The organism is Haloarcula quadrata, from assembly GCF_003634715.1.
GTDB classification, from domain to species: domain Archaea; phylum Halobacteriota; class Halobacteria; order Halobacteriales; family Haloarculaceae; genus Haloarcula; species Haloarcula marismortui.
The window spans coordinates 2,029,971-2,047,931 of record NZ_RBWW01000001.1 but is presented as its reverse complement, the minus strand read 5'-3'; the positions used below and the strand labels follow the sequence as shown (position 1 = coordinate 2,047,931).

Annotated in this window: 19 protein-coding genes; 8 read left to right on the top strand and 11 right to left on the bottom strand. The window is 63.0% G+C overall.

What is annotated here, in order from left to right; translation table 11 throughout:
* Positions 1-21: 21 nt before the first annotated feature.
* Positions 22-630 (bottom strand): zinc ribbon domain-containing protein, encoded by a 609-nt coding sequence (locus BDK61_RS10425; RefSeq protein ID WP_007190132.1) that lies wholly within the window; start codon positions 628-630, stop codon positions 22-24.
* Positions 631-830: 200 nt separating this feature from the next.
* On the opposite strand from BDK61_RS10425, the gene BDK61_RS10420 reads away from it, so the two are divergent.
* Entirely contained in the window at positions 831-1,967 is a 1,137-nt protein-coding gene (locus BDK61_RS10420; RefSeq protein ID WP_121303192.1) for a PAS domain-containing response regulator, read from the top strand.
* Between the two features lie 145 nt (positions 1,968-2,112).
* Complete coding sequence (locus tag BDK61_RS10415; RefSeq protein ID WP_121303191.1) at positions 2,113-2,850, top strand: sporulation protein; 738 nt, start codon at positions 2,113-2,115, stop codon at positions 2,848-2,850.
* A 23-nt stretch (positions 2,851-2,873) separates the two neighbouring features.
* Here BDK61_RS10415 and BDK61_RS10410 read toward each other — a convergent pair whose 3' ends face one another.
* Positions 2,874-5,708: a DEAD/DEAH box helicase gene (locus BDK61_RS10410; protein WP_121303190.1), complete on the bottom strand. Its 2,835-nt coding sequence runs from the start codon at positions 5,706-5,708 to the stop codon at positions 2,874-2,876.
* 176 nt (positions 5,709-5,884) lie between these two features.
* Between BDK61_RS10410 and BDK61_RS10405 the strand changes: the two genes are divergently transcribed.
* Positions 5,885-6,733: a class 1 fructose-bisphosphatase gene (locus BDK61_RS10405; protein WP_004960905.1), complete on the top strand. Its 849-nt coding sequence runs from the start codon at positions 5,885-5,887 to the stop codon at positions 6,731-6,733.
* Between the two features lie 19 nt (positions 6,734-6,752).
* Here BDK61_RS10405 and BDK61_RS10400 read toward each other — a convergent pair whose 3' ends face one another.
* The 3 genes from BDK61_RS10400 to BDK61_RS10390 are packed head-to-tail and all read right to left on the bottom strand — an operon-like array spanning position 6,753 to position 10,549.
* Positions 6,753-7,502, bottom strand: a complete 750-nt coding sequence (locus BDK61_RS10400) for a metallophosphoesterase (protein WP_121303189.1) — start codon at positions 7,500-7,502, stop codon at positions 6,753-6,755.
* A gap of 48 nt (positions 7,503-7,550) precedes the next feature.
* Positions 7,551-9,272, bottom strand: a complete 1,722-nt coding sequence (locus tag BDK61_RS10395; protein WP_121303188.1) for a hypothetical protein — start codon at positions 9,270-9,272, stop codon at positions 7,551-7,553.
* Complete coding sequence (locus BDK61_RS10390; protein ID WP_121303187.1) at positions 9,269-10,549, bottom strand: Single-stranded DNA binding protein; 1,281 nt, start codon at positions 10,547-10,549, stop codon at positions 9,269-9,271. The genes BDK61_RS10395 and BDK61_RS10390 overlap by 4 nt, the downstream gene beginning before the upstream one ends.
* 243 nt (positions 10,550-10,792) lie before the next feature.
* Between BDK61_RS10390 and BDK61_RS10385 the strand changes: the two genes are divergently transcribed.
* Both BDK61_RS10385 and BDK61_RS10380 read left to right on the top strand, forming a co-directional pair.
* On the top strand, positions 10,793-11,251 hold the full coding sequence (locus BDK61_RS10385) for a hypothetical protein (protein ID WP_121303186.1): 459 nt from the start codon (positions 10,793-10,795) through the stop codon (positions 11,249-11,251).
* Between the two features lie 44 nt (positions 11,252-11,295).
* Positions 11,296-11,955, top strand: coding sequence for a 2,5-diamino-6-(ribosylamino)-4(3H)-pyrimidinone 5'-phosphate reductase (locus BDK61_RS10380; protein ID WP_004960917.1), 660 nt, complete (start codon positions 11,296-11,298; stop codon positions 11,953-11,955).
* Positions 11,956-11,971: 16 nt separating this feature from the next.
* Here the strand turns inward: BDK61_RS10380 and BDK61_RS10375 are convergent, their stop codons facing one another.
* Positions 11,972-12,259 (bottom strand): DUF7545 family protein, encoded by a 288-nt coding sequence (locus BDK61_RS10375; protein ID WP_004592488.1) that lies wholly within the window; start codon positions 12,257-12,259, stop codon positions 11,972-11,974.
* Positions 12,260-12,321: 62 nt separating this feature from the next.
* On the bottom strand, positions 12,322-13,371 hold the full coding sequence (locus tag BDK61_RS10370; RefSeq protein WP_121303185.1) for an NAD(P)/FAD-dependent oxidoreductase: 1,050 nt from the start codon (positions 13,369-13,371) through the stop codon (positions 12,322-12,324).
* Between the two features lie 101 nt (positions 13,372-13,472).
* Between BDK61_RS10370 and BDK61_RS10365 the strand changes: the two genes are divergently transcribed.
* From BDK61_RS10365 to BDK61_RS10355, 3 genes are all read left to right on the top strand, one after another.
* Positions 13,473-13,757: a DUF357 domain-containing protein gene (locus BDK61_RS10365; protein ID WP_121303184.1), complete on the top strand. Its 285-nt coding sequence runs from the start codon at positions 13,473-13,475 to the stop codon at positions 13,755-13,757.
* 658 nt (positions 13,758-14,415) lie between these two features.
* A complete protein-coding gene (locus BDK61_RS10360; protein WP_007190141.1) occupies positions 14,416-15,384 on the top strand; it encodes a transcription initiation factor IIB in 969 nt (322 codons plus the stop codon).
* Between the two features lie 73 nt (positions 15,385-15,457).
* Positions 15,458-15,637 carry a DUF7836 family putative zinc-binding protein gene (locus tag BDK61_RS10355; protein WP_004515550.1) on the top strand — a complete coding sequence of 60 codons (180 nt, stop codon included), beginning with the start codon at positions 15,458-15,460 and terminating at the stop codon, positions 15,635-15,637.
* On the opposite strand, the gene BDK61_RS10350 is transcribed toward BDK61_RS10355, so the two are convergent.
* The 4 genes from BDK61_RS10350 to BDK61_RS10340 form a co-directional block, all read right to left on the bottom strand.
* The gene (locus tag BDK61_RS10350) at positions 15,638-16,042 is read right to left on the bottom strand and encodes a translation initiation factor IF-2 subunit beta (RefSeq protein ID WP_121303183.1); all 405 of its coding nucleotides are present in this window, start codon (positions 16,040-16,042) and stop codon (positions 15,638-15,640) included.
* Positions 16,043-16,094: 52 nt separating this feature from the next.
* On the bottom strand, positions 16,095-16,268 hold the full coding sequence (locus tag BDK61_RS23390; RefSeq protein ID WP_154021034.1) for a DUF7556 family protein: 174 nt from the start codon (positions 16,266-16,268) through the stop codon (positions 16,095-16,097).
* A 198-nt stretch (positions 16,269-16,466) separates the two neighbouring features.
* Positions 16,467-17,210 (bottom strand): FAD-dependent thymidylate synthase, encoded by a 744-nt coding sequence (gene thyX, locus BDK61_RS10345; RefSeq protein WP_121303182.1) that lies wholly within the window; start codon positions 17,208-17,210, stop codon positions 16,467-16,469.
* Positions 17,211-17,293: 83 nt separating this feature from the next.
* On the bottom strand, positions 17,294-17,953 hold the full coding sequence (locus tag BDK61_RS10340) for an RAD55 family ATPase (protein WP_007190144.1): 660 nt from the start codon (positions 17,951-17,953) through the stop codon (positions 17,294-17,296).
* Positions 17,954-17,961 lie beyond the last annotated feature (8 nt).

The following is a 17,961-nucleotide window of genomic DNA, read 5'->3' as shown; positions in this document are numbered from 1 at the left end:
CGGCGGCCCGCTTAGGCGTTTTCAGTTGTCGGGCTCGTCGTCGTCGATACCGAAGCGCTCGTGCAGTGGCCCCGGTTCCCCGCGGGCCTGCCGGTCAGCCCGCCGAGCGGCACGGCGTGCGATGAGCGCCCCCAGTGCTGCCGGAATCGCCAGACCGAGCGATACAAGCGCGGTCTGTTCCGAAACCACCGACGGCCCATCTGACAGGAGGACTTCGTAGCCGACCACAAGCACAACCACGGCCACGCCGGCGACGACGAGGTATAGCCCGCGGGCAAGCACCTCACTGGGATTGCGAAGCCGCGAGAGATACGCCGCCGGGCCGAGCCAGCCCGCTAACAGGACGCCGACGGCCACGGGAAGCGAGAGGTCGCCGACGAGGATGACGACGGCGTACAGCACGAGCGGCGCAATGGCGATACCGAGGGAGAGGCCAGTGAGCGCGACCGCCCACGTTGGCGTCCCGGAATCCATCGACTCCAGCGTCTCGGTCAGGCGCTCGTCAAGCATTTCGGCCTGTTCGTCAGTGAGTAGCGACGCGTTACAGTGTGGACAGGCCATTGCCGTGGGCTCCAGCGGCTCGCCACATTCCGGGCAGGCGGGGTCCGACGCGTCACGCCACTCGGTCATATTCTCCTTTACACATCGAGCGGTTTGAGTGACCCGGATAGTGTCATATTAGCAGAATACAGATGTGGGGAGCGCTAATACTCCATCACAGTGTAGCACGACCCATGCAGTCAGATCGCTGTCTCCGCCGTGGGTTTCCGGCTGAAGATTGTATTCTAAATGATAGAAAGACATAATCCAGTACAAGCCCACCGTGACATATGGGGGGCGTTGACATTCTACACGTTGACGACGACAAGGGGCTTGCTAGCCTGACTGCCGACCTACTTGAACGCAAGGACAGTCGGTTCAACGTGGTGACTGCCGCAAGCGCGACAGAAGGGCTACAGCTGCTCAGCGACCTCTCCCCTGACTGCATTGTCTCTGACTTTGAGATGCCCGGAATAGACGGACTTGAGTTTTTACAGGCCGTCCGGGAGAAACACTCCAAACTCCCATTCATCCTGTTTACTGGCCGGGGAAGCGAAGAAATCGCAAGCGATGCGATCTCTGCCGGCGCAACTGACTACTTACAGAAACAATCCGGGACTGAGCAGTACGAGCTACTGGCCAACCGCATTAACAACGCTGTCACCCGCAATCGCTCAGAACAAAAGCTACGCGAGACCAAAGAGGAGTATGCTGCCGTTTTCGAGAACGCGCGGAACGGGCTCTTGCTTGTTGATGTCGAACAAGACGGGTTTCGCTTCCGGCGGTGTAATTCACGGGTGCTTGAGTTTACCGGACTTGCAGAGTCAGAACTTATCGGTAAGACCCCACAGGAGGCACTCGGCTACGAGAATTCCAGAGCGGTCGCCGGCGCGTATCGGAAATGTGTCGCCATGCGTGAGACAATTACATATACGGTGACACTTACTCATCCAGTCGGCGACGTTGTTCATGAAGTCAATACCACGCCGATCATCAGAGACGGCGAGGTTGAGCAGCTTGTCGTCGCGTTTACCGATATCACCGAACGACACGCCCGTGAGCAGAAGTTACGCGAAGAACGGGCCGTCATTCAACAGGCGCTTGATGCGCTCGATGAGCCGCTGTTCGTCACCGATATAGATGGCCGCCTCAAGCACTGTAACCATCGTGCACTCGAGCTTACCGGGAACACCGAAGAGACAGCCGTCGGAACGCCGATAACTGCCCTGTTTCCCGACGAAGAGCGGGAGACGATTGCTGACGCGGTTGACGATGCGCTCCGCACTGGCCGAACGACTATCACGGCCAGCCTGTGCCTCGACAGCGGTCAGCAACAGCGGTATGAGTTCCGCGCTCACTCCTTGACTGATCTGGACAACAACACTGCAGGGCTTGTCATACTTGGTCAGGATGTTTCTGATACCTGATCGAGTGTCTCTCTGTTGCAGATGCCGGCCCTGTGTGCTGACCGGCCGCCATACGCAGACGTGTCTGTATCCGCCGACAGACTATTTATTCGCCCTGCAACTCCCTGAGCCTTATACCATATGACGGCTGAATTGAACAATGCCAATGAAAGACGTGCTCTCCAGAATCGGCATCGGGTCTGCTACGGTAGACACGGTTTTGCCCACAGATTCCGTCAGAGCCGGTGAATCCGTCCGGGCCGAAGTCCATGTTGAGGGCGGATCGACAGACCAGAACATCGATGCGGTCTACTTCGCGCTGGAAACTGAATACAAGTCCGACGAGGGGTACAAGGACGCCATCATCGACCAGTGGCAACTCACGGAGCCGTTCACTATCGAAGCGGGCGAGACACGACGTTTCGAGACTACTATCGATATTCCCCGGGAGACGCCGGTGACCACACGCTCGACGGCCGTCGAAATCGAAACCGGCCTCGACATCTCGATGGCGGTCGACCCCGGCGATGAGGATTACATCGAAGTCGAACCGACACACCGCACGCAGGCGGTGTTCGACGCGCTCGATTCGCTCGGTTTCTCGCTCCATGCCTCGGCCTGTGAGGCGACAGCCGGAAGCCTGTTCACTACTTCGGCGAACTTCCCGCAGGAGTTCGAGTTCCGGCCCCAGCGCGGCGAGTTCGCCGGCGCGGTCGACGAGGTCGAGATCGTCCCGGTGTTCGACGACGACCGGCTCACGGTGTACCTAGAAGTCGACCGCAATGCCGGGCTGCTCTCGGAGATGACCGATGCCGACGAGCGACACACGAAACTCACCGTCGACGCGCCCGACGCTGACGCTATCGAGCCGCGACTCGTGGACGCGATTCGGGAACTGAGTTAGTCCGCTGGCGTACTGTACCGCCCTCAACCCCAGAACGACTGCGTCCGTGCGTACTCCCGCTCTTGTCGGAGGATGTCCCGGTAGAATTCGTCTTCGTCCTCCCGCAAGCGGTTGATGATTCGGGCGGCGTTGTGGGGCCCGACCCCGCGGGCGGCCAGCGCGACCACGGCTTGTTTCCCGTGGCTCTGGACCAGCGAGGCCGAGCGGTAGGCTCGTTCGGTCATCTTCTCCTGCTCGTCGTCCTTGTCGTCGGTCCGGACGGCCGAGACGACTTCCTCGGCCCACGGATTCAGCGCGGCGATGCGGGTCGAGCCACACTGCGGACACGACGGCTGCTCCCGCACGCGCTTGACCTGCTGTTTGCGGTCCCACTTCTTGCAGTGAAGACAGGTGAGGATGACGCGGTCGCTCTGGATGCGTTCCCTGACGGTCTTGATGACGCTCGCGTCGGCGTTCTCCGGCGAGAGCAGCTCCCGGCCGGAAGAGCTTCCGCCAGTCCCGATTGGCGTGTGTTCGCCCACCGTTTCCAGCGCCACGTCGCCGCGCTGGATATCCCGGAGGAGGTCGGCAGTCGCCTCGATAGCCAGGTCCTCGTGGCGCACCTCGCGCAGGGCTTCGTCGTACATCGGCGTGTCCTCAAGCGCTGCCAGCAGGCGGTCGCGGCCGAAGTCAGTCGACCCGCGGCCCCGCCAGCGCTTGAGCGAGCCGAACTTCGTCGCCACCTGCGCGAGCTTGAACTTCAGCGCGTCGGCGTTTTTCAGGCTGAGTTCGATGAGCGCCGGCAGGTGGTCGGGGTCGGTGTCCTCGATGACCTCGATGACATCGCCGGCGGTGATCCGCCGCGGGACTTCCAGCGTAATCCGGTAGGGGTCGACCTCCATCGCGACTGATTCGCCCGCTCGCTGACCGAGCAGCGCCGAGAGGATTCGCCCCAGCGTCTCGTTGATCTTGTGCCCGTAACAGGCGTTGACGATGACCTCCCGGCCGTGGAATTCCACCACGATGGTCGTGTCGTCGGGAATCGGTCCCTCGTGCTTTTCGACCTGTGAGAGGCCGTCGGCGACGGTTTCCGGGCCGGCAGCGTAGCGAGTCGCCACGTCTCTGGCGACGGCGTCGGTGTCCGCGCCGTCCTGCAGTTGCCGGCCCGCTACGCGGCGCAGTTCGCCGACCTCCGCGGCGACGGCCCTCGGAACGGGAATCTCCTGACCGACCCATGACGGGACCTCCCCGGCGGGGTCTTCGATGGGTGAGACGGTCACGACCTCTTCTTCCTCGTCGATGTTCGTGATGCGCCACATCTCCCCGCGCTGGACGAACACCTCGCCGGGCGTGGCGAAGTTGACGACGAACTTCTCATCGAGGGTTCCCACTTGCTGGCCCGAGGCCACGTCCTCCACGTCGTATGTGGCCTCGTCGGGAATCATCGAGAGGTTCTGGTAGAAGTACTGCCAGGTCCCGCGGCGTTTCTCCAGAGTGTCCCGGTCCTCGTCGAGCCAGATGACGTTGTTCGCCGCGAGTTCCTCGACGACCTGCTTGAACTGGGCCTCGTCGAGGTCCCGGAACGGGTACGCGCGGGTCAGTATCTCAAAGGCCCGCATCGCCCGAATTTCGCCGGTATCCATCACCAGTCCGGCGATCTGGTTGGCAACTGTGTCGAGGCTCCCGTCGTGGATTTCGGCGGGCTCGACATCGCCGGCTTCGGCCTGTCTCGCAATCGCCAGCGCCTCCAGCGTGTCGTCGGTGTCAGTCGTAACGACCGTGCCCGAGGAGACGAGGTCGCGACGGTGGCCGGCACGGCCGACTCGCTGGACCAGCCGGGACACCTGCCGGGGGCTGCCGTACTGGACGACGTGGTCGACGTGGCCCACGTCGATACCCAGCTCCATCGAGGAGGTACACAGCAGGGCGTCGAGGTCGCCGGCCTTGAACCGGTCCTCCACGTCGATCCGGGCCTCTTTCGACAGCGAGCCGTGGTGAACGCCGAGGTCAGTTCCGAGCTCTTTGAACCGTGAACCAAGCGCCTCCGCTGTTTGTCGGGTGTTTACGAACAGCAAGACCGATTCGTTTTCGTCGATGAGGTCTGCGATGAACCGGACGTGGCTGGCCGTTCCCGCGTCGGTGACGAGGGAACTCGACAGTTCCTCGTCCCGGTCGGTAATCTGGGGCCGGACCACCTCGATGTCCAGCCGGCTGCCGATGTCAACTTCCACGATGGCACATGTGCGGCCGCCGGTGAGAAACCGGCCGACCTCGTGTGGGTCGCCGACGGTCGCCGAGAGGCCGATCCGCTGGAACCGCCCGGACAGTTCCCGGAGCCGTTCGAGTCCGACCGTCAACTGCGCGCCTCGCTTGGCCGCAGCGAGCTCGTGGACCTCGTCGATGACGATATGTTCGACATCCTCCAGCGCAGTTCGGAGCTTCGACCCGGTGAGCATTGCTTGGAGCGTTTCGGGTGTGGTCACGAGCACGTCCGGCGGGTCGTTGGCCTGTTTCTGGCGCTGGTAGTCAGTCGTGTCGCCGTGGCGAACGTCCACTTCGAGGCCGAGCGTTTCGCCCCACCAGTCGAGGCGCTGGCGCATGTCGCGGTTCAGCGCCCGGAGCGGCGTGATGTACAGCGCGCCGATGCCAAAGCGGTCCTCGGATTCGGCCAGCGCGTCGAAGACCGGCAACATCGCCGTTTCAGTTTTTCCGGTTCCGGTCGGGGCGACGACTAGCGCGTCTCGCCCGTCAGCCAGAGTTGGAATCGCCTTTCGCTGTGGGTCGGTCGGCGTCGTGAAGCCGCGCTCGGAGAGCGCACTGCGGACGGCCGGCCCGAGCGCAGTGAAGGCGTCATCGCCGCGAGCGACCCCGTCAGTCATCGCCCCTCTCTAGCGACTACACCGGGTTAAACACGTTGTGTCATATTCTCTCGTCCCCCATCGGTAACCAGAGCACTGCGGGCGTTGCGGGGGAGAACGGGTACAGCCTTATGTCGTTGCCCTGGGATATGTGGAATCATGACTGGCGTCTGTGCAACTGCGGTCGGTGATGGCCTGTGAACACGCTCGACGAAATCGAACGCGCGGTGAAGGATACGGCGCATTACGTCAGCGGGAACCTGGCGAACTACGCCAACAGAGCCGCCGGCGAGAACCCGAGCGGGGAACAACAGGTCGGTGGCGACGTGTGGGCCGACGACCTGTTTTTCGACGCACTCGCGTACATCGACGGCATCGGCGCGTACGCGAGCGAGGAACGTAGCGACGTGGTCGACTGTGGCGAGGGCTACAGCATCGCCATCGACCCGCTCGATGGCTCCTCGAACCTCGCCTCGAACAACTCCGTGGGGACGATAATCGGGGTCTACGACGCTGAACTGCCTGCGGCGGGCCGGGAAATGGTCGCATCGCTGATGGTGCTGTACGGCCCATACACGACACTGACAATCGCCCGGTCCGACCGCGATGTCGTTCAGGAGCACCTCCTCCGGGACGGGCACAGCGAGCGCTGGGGCCAGTTCGAACTGCCAGCAGAGGCGACGGTAGTCGGGTTAGCGGGCAAGACTGGCGAGCGAAGCGACGCGTTCAACGACATCGCCCAGTCCTTCGAGCGGGACCTGAAGCTCCGCTACGGCGGCGCGACCGTCGCCGACCTGGCACAGGTGCTCGAATACGGCGGGCTGTTCGGGTATCCGGTGACGTCGGGGTACCCAAACGGTAAGCTTCGGGTCCACTTCGAATCAGCGCCGCTCGCGTACCTCGTCGAGGCTGCCGGTGGGGCCTCTAGCGACGGCTCGCAGTCGTTGCTCGACGTTGAACCGGACGGTATCCACGACCGGACGCCGACGTTCCTCGGGAACACAGAACTGGTCGACGAACTCGAAGCGGCGCTCTCGGAAACATAGGCGGGTACAGAACGCTGGCTCAGACCTGTCGGTAGGCCCCTAACCGCGTGCCATCAAGCAGGAACGCCTCGGTATCCGCCATGCCCTCGGGCAGGAACGGGGCGAGGAACTCCTGGCCGTCGACGTTGACCCACGTCCCGCCGGAGCGGTCGTTAAACGCCGGAAAGACGACGATGTCCGGCGCGTTCTCGACTGGTTGGTCGAACTGTTCGGCAAAGGGCTCAGTCACCAGCGAGCCGCGGAGCCAGGCCCGCTCCTTCTGGGCCCCACCGACGCTGTCTTCGAGTCGGACGACGGGATGTTCGTGGCCGACACAGACGACATCCGCTTCGAGTACGTCCGGCGCAGGCCAGGTGTGGCCATGGGCGAACCCGACCGAACCGAGACGGGTTCCGTGTCCCGGTGTTACCTCAACATCGGCGTCGAGGTCAGACAAGACTGGCTCCAGACCGCCGTCGTGATTCCCTTTCACCAGTGTCACGGGCACGTCAAGGGCGTCGAACAGCGTTTCGAGCTCCGCTCGCTCGTCTGCGAACGGGTCGCCGATGGCGTGGCCTAGGTCGCCGATGACGACCAGCCGGTCGGCCCGGGCGCGTCTCAGGCATGTCAACAACCGCTCCCGGCGGGCCTCGGCGGCCGACTGGAGTTCGACCCCCTCGTACCTCAGTCCTGCTTCGATGCCGGCGTGATAATCGGCCACCGCCAGCAGCCGCTCCCCGTCAGTATCGACGGTGGCCGCCGGGACGTCGGGAAGCGGTTCGACACGCATCTGCGCTCGGTTGGGTCGCAGGGGAGAAAAGGACCGCGGCTCGCCCCGTCAGATGGGTGTGAGCTTGCCGTCCTCGGGCTCGTAGCAGCGTCCGCCCATCAACGCGTCTTGGATGGCGTCCTCGACGGCATCGGCGTCCGCGCCATGGCGGCTCACGACCGTCGAGCGGAGTTCCTCGCGGTCGGCCCCACTGCCGTCGTCGAGGTCGTCCATGACCGCCATGACGGCGTCTTCGAGGTCCACGTCCTCGGTAGGCGCGTCCTCGCTCGCCGACTCGTCTGGTGTGGTTTCGTCGGCTGCGGCGTCGGTCGCTGTTTCGGGCGTCTCGGCGGGTGCGTCGCTTGTGGCCGCGTCAGCGGTCGGCTCGGGGGACTCATCGCCGGCTAGTGCACCGGGCGAACCGGGTGCGGGCTCGGCGTCGTCGGCGTCTGCGGGCGCGCCCTCCTGGGCCGCGTCGGCCAGTTCTTCGTGGTCCGGCGTCTCGATGTCGGCCTCGCCGGGCTCATCCACTTCCGTCCCGCTCTGGAAGTCAGTGCCGTACTCCTGTTCGATTTCCTCGCGTTCGCCCTCGTCCAGTTCGAACTCGGTGTCGAAGTCGCCGAGGTCACCGCCGTCGTCGGGTTCGGACGACGACTCCGGTTCGTCCTGTCCCATCGCGTCGGCGTCGGTCACCGGCTCACTCGACACCGGTGGTTCGTCCACGGGCTCGCTCTGTTCAGGCGTCGAGGACACGTCTTCACCCACGGACTCACCCGGCGTGGTTTCGTCGGCTGCGGCGTCGGTCGCTGTCTCGGGCGTCTCGACGGGTGCGTCACTCGTGGCCGCGCCGGCGTCTGGCTCTGTCGACTCGTCGCCGGCCGGTGCGCCGGGCGAACCGGGCGCGGGCTCGGCGTCGGCGGCGTCTGCGGGCGCACCTTTCTCGGCCGCGTCGGCCACCTCCTCGTCTGTCGTCGGCTCAGTAGCGCCGGAGTCGGTTGCCGTCGCGTCTCCCTCTGCGTCCTCAGTCGCCGTCTCCGGGGTGGAAACGTCAGTATCGAGGTCGAGAGAGGCAAGGAGCGGAATCGGGTCGTCGGTCCCGTCGTCTGGTGACAACGACAGCCCTTGCGCCTCGTCCGTGTCGCCGGCGACGACGCGAGCAGCGTCGAGCGCCGTCGTCCGGAGCGCGTCGAGGTAGTCGCCGGTCGTGCCGTAGTGGTCCAGCGCGAGCGTGATGCCGGCCGCGGCGCTCTCGTCGATGCCCCGGTCGAGTAACGCAAGGCGGAGTTCGTCGCCGGCTAAACCGGCCTGTTTCGCGCTGGCCATCTGTCCGATGCGCGAGACGGTTTGCTCGGCAGCCTGAACGACCCAGCGGTCCCGCGTATCCGCGTCAACCTCGCTGATGCTCTCGGGTCGCACCGAAGTGAACACCCGGTCGCTGTCGTCGGGCTGGAAGGTGCGAGCCTTGCCCGTGACGGCGACGAACATCGGCGGGTCAGCGGCTTCGAGGAAGGCCAGTTCGTCGGGCTGATACTGACCAGCGTAGATGACGAACGGGCCGGTCGGGTCCACGACGCGAGCGCGCAACACGTCGTCGTTGACCTGTTCGAGTTCGGTGAGAACGCCAACGAGGAACAGCCGGTTGACCCGCGCGCCGGTCGGCGTGACGACGTAGTTCGGGGCCCGTTCCTCGTCGGATTCGGAGTACGAGAAGTCGGCGTCATCGAACTCCGCGGCGAACAGTCGATGGGCGACCTCCCGGCGGCCGGGGCCGCTGTCTCCGGATTCGCTCATGTGTCTGCCTCCTGTAGCAGGGCCTGCGCACGCGTCGCCGGGTCGTCGTCGGCCTCGGCGAAGGTCGAGGCAGTGAGGTTCGCGCCGTACTCGTCGACCGACAGCGACCCGCGGACGACGTACTCGCGGCCGACGATGCGGTCGCTGATGCGCTCGGCGACGACCTCTTTATCCATCGCATCGCGGGCGTGCTCGCGGGCGTCGTCGAGGTCGCCACCGTACACGCGGGCGGTGAGTTCGTCATCGAGCACCGCGGTGACGGTGTCGGTTCCGTCGTCGAGGATGGCCTTCGTCCGCAGGTCGTCCTCGCCTTCGACCGCACCGTGGGAGCGACACTGGCCGTTCTGGATGACGCGGCCACACTCCGGACAGCGCTCGATGAGGCCGGAGCCGTCCCGCACCTCGATGACATTGCCGGCCAGTTCCACGTCGAACAGGCCGCCGCTCTCGACGGCCTCACGGACTGACAACCGCGGTGCGTCTTCAGTGACGCCGACCGTGCGGTCCAGCGCGGTCACCGCGGAGAACTCCGAGACGTTCACCGATGGCGCACCACGGAACTCACGGACGAACGTCTCGTCGAGGCGCACGGACGCCCCTTCCTCGATTTCGTCGTGGGGCTCCCAGTCGGTGAACGGGAGCCGGCCGCTCTCGTCGCCGAGGACGCCGCTGAGAATCGTCGTCTCGCCGTCGCGGCCGTCGATGACCTTCTGTTCGCATTCCAGCACCTGCACCTCGACAGTGATGCCGCGGTCACCCGGTGCGAGGTCCTGTAGCGCGGCGCGGCCGCCGACTTCGTAGTCGATGTCGAGCGTCTCGTCGACGACTTCCGGGTCGGTGCTGTCGCCCAGATTAAGCTCCGGCTGGCCGTCCCATTCGCGGACGCCGGCGTTGCCGAGCTGGACGGTCTGGCCGGGCTGGAGGTCGCCCGAGAAGCCGTCCCACGCCGTGTAGGATATCTTTCCCGTTTCGTCGGCGAGTTCGCCCTCGCGGATGACGTGCTGTTCCCCGTTGTACTGGATGGACCGGCGACCCGACGTGAGCACCACGGCGGTGACTGTCACGTTCGAGTCGTCGGTCGAAACCTCGTTGATGGCCTTGCTCGACGGCGTGCTATCGCCGCCCGAGCTGCCATCGCCGTACTTCCGTCTGAGGCTTTGCTTGGCCTCGTCCATCGGGACGGAGTAGTTCACGAGGTTTTCCAGGTCGCGTGTGACCTCCTCTTTGTCAACACCGAGGTCGGAGGCGAGCTCCTCGGCATGGTCTTCGAGAGACATCGACTGACGGTTCGACGGGAGCACTCAAAAGCGTTTTCGGCCAGCCGTGCAGGGTACAGCCGTCGATACCTGTTTGAAATCGCCCAAAATTCTTATTTATGATACTGTAATCTCTCAGCATATGCTCTCTGACCGAGTTAGTGCATTTCAAACGGCCGAAAATTCCGCTACTGGCCACGTCAAGCTAACCGGACAGGAAGTTATCGTCACTGATAGCGAGTGTGGGCGTAGGGAAGCCTGACTATGGGGAGCGTGTTCGGGTCGAAGCCGTCAGAGGCCCACGTCATCTGGCGGAGTGGCCGGAACAACGACGGCAAAAAGAAGTTCGATTTCGAGTATCTGGAACTGTGGGCCGCCCATTTCGGCGTCGACTTCGAGCAGTGGACCCGCGTTGACCACGACCGTGCGGATGAACCCCGCGAGCAGTTTGCCTGCGTGTTCCGCTGGTCGGAAAGCGGGGGACAAGAACTCTCCGTCGGCGACGAGGAGTGGACGATGGGCTCACAGCGCAAGCCCCGTACGTTCGTTGAAATCGACGAGGAAGGGATGGTCAGGCTCCGTGGCTGGAACAGTGAGACGACGCTTGACGTCGATGAACTGGTGCTGAAAAAGACGGTGCTAAAGCTGAAAACCGCCGATGGTACGGTAAAGAAACTCGACGTCCGGAAGCTCTCGAAGCGTCCCGAGACAACATCTTCCTGACTGTAACCCAAAAGCCGTTTGACGTGTCGCCGGCACGAACGAGTATGCACGTCGTCGTCAACGCCGCCATGAGTGTGGACGGGAAACTCTCTTCTCGCCGCCGCGAACAGATAGCTATCTCCGGCCCGGACGACTTCGACCGCGTCGACCAGCTCAGAGCCGACAGCGACGCGGTGATGGTCGGCGTCGGCACAATTCTCGCCGATGACCCTTCGCTGACCGTCGACGACGCCGACCGCCGCGCCGCTCGGGCCGAGCGTGGCGACCCCGAAAACCCCGCGCGCGTCATCGCTGACTCCCGTATCCGCACGCCGCCGGACGCCACAGTGCTTGACGGCCGCGCACAGACCTACCTCCTCGTTAGCGAAGCCGCGCCACCGGACTTCATCGAGGAGATGGAAGACGCCGGCGCGTACGTCATCGCTGCCGGTCAGGACCGGGTCGACCTCACGACGACGCTTGCAAAGCTGGAAGGCGATGGCATCGACCAGCTCATGGTCGAAGGTGGCGGCGAACTCATCTTCGGCCTGTTGGAGGAGGCGCTGGTCGACGAACTGTTCGTCTACGTTGGTCCGAAGGTTATCGGCGGCCGGGACGCGCCGACGCTGGCCGACGGCGACGGCTTCATCGAGGACTTCCCGGAGCCGGAGCTAGCCGACGTCGAACGGGTCGACGACGGCGTGGTGCTACACTGGCAGTTCTAAGAACTGGCCGACAGAATTAGTGGTCGTGGCCGGTCAGCTCGGCGAAGGACTGGCCGAAGCGCTCTTCGAACAGTTCGCTGGTTTCCTCTTCGAGCGCGACGATCTGCTCGTCCGGCTCGCCCTGCGCGTGGTGGACAGCGCTGTGAATCCGCTGGGTCATGCCGAACATCGCGATGTCGCCGACGACCTGCGGGTCCGTCTCGTCCGGTGACTCGCGGAGGATGTCCACGAGTTCGCTCGGAACTGTGAGTTCGTCGGTCTCTTCGCCGTCGTCAATAGTCAGCGTGACAGTGTCTGTTGCCATGCGGTTTACTCCGGGGGCTATCCTAAAGGGTCTGTGGATGTGAGAACGGAGAAACAGGCGCGCTAGTCGTCGGCTTCTGCGGCGGCTTCGGACTCTGCCTCTGCGGTAGCTTCGGCCTGTGCTTCGAGGTACTCGTCAGCGTCGATGGCGGCTTTACAGCCCATCCCGGCAGCGGTGACGGCCTGCTGGTAGTGGTAGTCGACCACGTCGCCGGCACCGAAGATACCGTCCACGTCGGTGGCGGTCTGGTCGCCGCCGGTGCCGCCGTGGGTCTGGATGTACCCGGTATCGTCCAGCTCGACGCCGGTGTCTCCGAGGTAGTCGGTGTTAGGCGTGTGACCGATGGCAATAAAGACGGCACCAACGTCGAAGTCGAAGGTTTCGGTCCCGTCGGCGTCGAGCTTCTCGCTAGGATGGCCCTCGTCGTTCTGTGCGAGGGTGATGTGGTCGACGCCGTCCTCGGGGGAGCCGTGCATTTCCAGCAGCTCGGTGTTGCGCATGATCTCGATTTCGCCCTCGTCGACCTTCTGCTGGACGCGGTCGATCCAGTAGTCCTCGGCGCGGAACTCTTCGCGGCGGTGCGCGATGTAGACGGTGTCAGCGAACTTCGTGAGGAAGTGGGCCTCCTCCATGGCTGCGTCGCCGCCGCCGACGACGAGCATGTCTTCGCCACGGAAAAACGCGCCGTCGCAGGTCGCACACGTCGAGACGCCGTAGCCCATGAGTTCGTCCTCGCCGGGGACGCCCAGCGTGCGGGCGCTGGCTCCGGAGGCGGCGATGAAGGCGTCGCAGGTGTACACGTCGCCGTTTGACAGCTCTACGCGGAACGGCCGCTCGCTGTCGTCGATGTCGGCGACGATACCGTGTTCCAGCTCAGCGCCGAAGCGCTCAGCCTGCTCTTTCATATTGTTGATGAGGTCCGGCCCGGAGAGGCCCTCCGGGAAGCCGGGGAAGTTCTCGACTTCACTAGTCAGCGTGAGCTGCCCACCGGGTTCGTCGCCTTCGAGAACGAGTGGGTCGTTGTTGCTCCTGGCGGCGTAGATGGCCGCTGTCAGTCCCGCTGCGCCCGTACCAGCGACGATGAGTCGTCGGTGTTCGACCGATTCTGTCATTAGCCAAGTTAGACTACCGGGCCGTATTTAGCTTGTGTTGTCGTGCGCCGAACGCGGGCTGGGACGACACGCTTAGGCCGCTGCCACCGTTCGCTGAGGGTATGGCTGCCGATATCGGAGAGAAGACTGACCGCTACGAAGGACTACTCGCGGAGGCACTTGATGCGGCATCAGTCGCACCCCCTGAAGGGACACCGATGCACAATGCCGCCTTGGAGTGCGAGGAGATGGCGTCAGCGTATCTTGAAGATGGGCGTCACTTCAGGGACGACGACGACCTCGTGAACGCCTTAGCGTCGTTCTCGTACGGGCACGCGTGGCTGGACGCAGGCGCACGTATCGGGCTCTTTGACGTGCCAACTGAGGGGCATCTGTTCACTGTCTGAAACCGCGGCCAGATGGATCTGTGGTTGGCGCTCACAGAGAGCTGTCTGTCCGTCTACTACTATCTGTTCGAACCGCAGGTCGCTGCCCTACTGCGAAACGGCCCCTCGCTCCAGTCGCACGATGACGTTCGTTGCGGCACTTGAGTTCGGTGGCCTTGTGGTCTGGGTCGCCCCCGATTAATCGGTCGCGGGCCGCTCCAGTGACAGGGCGTCATCATCACCGTATGTACCTATCTGGTATACAACCGTAACTAAGCTGTGTTACTCGGTAACATCGCTTTTTACATCATATCACTCCCTCACGATGTGCGGAACCACACTGTGACTCCCGCTGACCCGGTAACTTCGGGATCCACTCGCCGTTCTCGACTGAACTGGAATGACTGGAGCAAGGTGTGGGCTGGTCGTTCAGCGCTGCACCGACGGAGTCACACGGCGTTGCAGTCCCCCGATTATGCGTTATGTCCGGGCGTTGGCGACCACCGTCAACTTTATATATCCCTATATCGGGACATGCTATACCCTACCACGCCGCTGTACTGCGGTTTATGCCAGAAGCCGGCGAAAGATTTATATACTTTACGGACTAACTATAGGGTAAGACAAATCCCCAATCAGTCTTAAAATTTCTGCACCCGGCAGAACAGGACTTCCAATCATGAGTGAATCAACAACGCGGACAAGCACACGAGAACGAGACGAGAAAATCACCGAATCGACGGAACAGGAGGCTGTAGAGACCTGTCCCGAATGTAGTGGCAACGTCGTTACGGATACCGAGCACGGCGAAACAGTCTGTGAAGACTGTGGACTGGTCGTTGAGGAAGACGAGATCGACCGAGGGCCGGAATGGCGTGCGTTCAATTCCGCCGAGAAGGACCGCAAGTCCCGCGTCGGCGCGCCGACGACGAACATGATGCACGACAAGGGTCTCTCGACGAACATCGGCTGGCAGAACAAGGACGCCTACGGGCGCTCCCTCTCCAGCGAACAGCGCCAGAAGATGCAGCGGCTCCGGACCTGGAACGAACGGTTCCGGACCCGTGACTCCAAGGAGCGCAATCTCAAGCAGGCACTGGGCGAAATCGACCGTATGGCCTCTGCGCTGGGGCTCCCCCAGAACGTCCGTGAGACATCCAGCGTCATCTACCGCCGCGCACTCGGTGACGACCTCCTTCCGGGTCGCTCTATCGAGGGCGTTGCGACCGCTGCGCTGTACGCGGCCGCTCGCATGGCCGGGAACCCCCGGTCGCTGGACGAGATGGCCCGTGTCTCCCGCGTCGAAAAGATGGAGCTCACACGGACCTACCGCTACATTGTCCGGGAACTCAGTCTCGAAGTTCAGCCGGCGGACCCGGAACACTACCTCCCACGGTTCATCTCCGACCTGGACCTCAGTGAGGAGACCCAGCGACAGGCACGGGACCTCGTCGAAGGTGCTCGTCAGTCGGGGATGCTCTCCGGCAAATCGCCGGTCGGCATCGCCGCTGCGGCCGTCTACGCCGCCGCGTTGCTGACCAACGAGAAGGTCACACAGAGCCAAGTCAGCGACGTCGCTGACATCTCTGAAGTGACCATCCGAAACCGATACAAGGAACTCCTCGAAGCCGAGGACCTTCCGGCCTGACGCTCGGATGAAGGCAGACTAATGGGGAGACGACAAGGCTTTTTATCATTGGGTATGTGTGTGAGTAACATACATGGAGGAAGCGTACGTGCGATTGCTCTGCCCTGAGTGTAAGAAAGACTGGGAGTCGACGCCGACAGACTTGCCGCGACACGACACGACGTTCCACTGCCCGAACTGTCACGCGAGCCATCGGCTCGCTGTTTTCACCCGTACAGAAAACGACTTGCAGACGCTGAAAGGACTGCAGTAACTACTCGCTCGTCGCCGAGCGTGCGCCACACGCCTCACAGCGGAGCAACAGCGCACCCTGTTCCCGCCCCAGTTGCGTGTCCGGCAGTCCACACTCCGAGCAGAGCACGAACTCGTCGACGTACTCGTCGATGGACGCCTCGATACGGGTGGCATCGAATTCACCGGTCAGGCGCGCTCGACCGCTCTCGTCGATGTGGCCGCTCGTTCCGAGGTCGTTCTGGAGGAACTTCATCACGTGGTCGTCCTCGCGTCCAAGCCGGGAACACGTCGACTGGAAATTCTCGTAGACGGTGACGTTCCCCTCCTGCCGGATATCCGGGTCCGGGACCTCGAACCGCTCGCTTGTGCCATCAATCTCGGGCGTCTCTTCCATCGCCCGGTCAAGCATGTCGTCGTATTCCATACTCCTACGTCACAGAGCAGCCAACAAAAACTTTTCAGCCGGTGGTCGTCCGTTATCGCCAGGCTGTAAGTGTACAGGTCTCGTCCGCTACCATCGAAATCCAGGTGTCATCGTGGGCAATATCGGCGATGACGAACCGCTGCTGGCCGTCGACATCGTCGACAGCACACATCACATCAGACGCAGTTCCCGACCGACGGGTGGGACGTTCAACCTCGTAAGACACAATTGTTCATCTAGGATGTGCGGTAATGAATGTGTCGTACTCGTTTCGTCTTTTGATACTCTGAAACCCGGCCGTTTATGCAACAAAACGACTTGTGTCTTGCCATTGCCGTTGTGAGTATCAAGGTCGATTCAACAATTGTCGATGGTCGTAGCCGGAGACAGTCGCTCTGAACCGCCGAGAGAAGTGCCGGACCTGTCAGGGGGCGAGCCGGTTCTTGCGCCCCTTCATCTCCTGTTCGTAGTACTCGAAGGTCTTGGGACACCAGTCGGCCGCCAACTCGAGCATCTCCTCGGTCATCTCTCGGATCTCCCACTGTGCGTCCGCCGCGGCTCGCATATCCGCGACGTGCATCAGCATCCGGGCGTTCATCGACATCACGATGTTCACCTTGGTGCCGATTGGCAGTACGAACCGGGCGTCTTCCGGCGGCATTCCCAGTTCAAGCAGCTCCTGATACGATTCGACCGCCTGCTCGATGGTGTCTTTGAATATCTCCGCGCGTTCTTCGAACTCTTCGTCGGAGACGCTTGCCTTCTGCTGGTTCCGGCCGATCCAGTCCGGATCCGTCGCAGATGGCGGCGTCACGACCAGTTCCCCCTCGCGGACGGCTTCGGGGTCCACGTCGTCGAAGGAGACGTACCGCATCGACTGCACATCGAATGAGACGTGTCGGTGACGGGTGATCTGGGCCATACAGGAGCGGGAAACGCCTTCGACGGCGAAAGTCGCCTGCGCGTGTTCGAAGGGGCCGAAGTGGCCGTGGTCGAGGAGATGCCCGATGAGCGTCTCCTTTTTTTCCTCAAGGGAGTCTCCATCGACCTCAGCCATCGTCGCTTCGAACGACTGGCTGCCGACGGAGGTGTCGCTGTAGTCGTTGCGTGCTGCCTTGCAGATAAGATTCTCGGGGTCGTCTGTCGCTTCGAGCAGCTTGACGTCCATATCGGGTGGGTGTCCCGGAGCGGCAAAATACTTCCTTCCCGGACCGACACGGCGTTTCGGACTGCCCGTGGATGGCTCCGTACTCAGATGTCCTGCCAGTCGGTCGGCTCGCCGGACAGCCCGAGTACGCGGGCCTCGCGGCCGCCGCCCTCTGCGTCGCGCACGTCGATCATCCCGTCGAACGCCTGCTTGATGACCTGCAGGGTCTGGTCGTCGTGGGCTCCCGAGTCGATGGTAAACACGCCGATGTAGCCAGCAGAGTCCAGCCGTGAGGACAGCACGTGACAGAACTTGAACACGGTCTTCTTGTCCGTGTAGGTCAGCATTGTCGACAGCGAGACGAGGGCGAGACGGCCCTGTTCGTTGCCAGCGTTGTGCAGCCCCTCAAGCGCCTTTGTGATGCCGATACCGATGCCGGTGAGATCACCGGGCGAAGAGACGTGATGCGCGTGAGCGTTACCGATTACCTCCTCGTCCGTGCCACTCTCCCCCCGGCAGTCGATGACACCGAGCTGGGAGTCGTCGAGGTCGGGCACGAGCGACCGGAACTCCTCGACGACGCTGCCTGCGCCGTCACCGGTCGTCACGACCACCGCGCCGTCACCTCTGTCCAGCCCGTCGGCGAGAATATCGTATGCGAGTCGTTCCTTCCCGCTCATTGCTGGGCCGGATATCAGGATGCTTGACCCTGGCCGGACCTCACTGAGCGCATCGAACTCTAGTACTGAGGTGAGATCATACATTGTTTGTC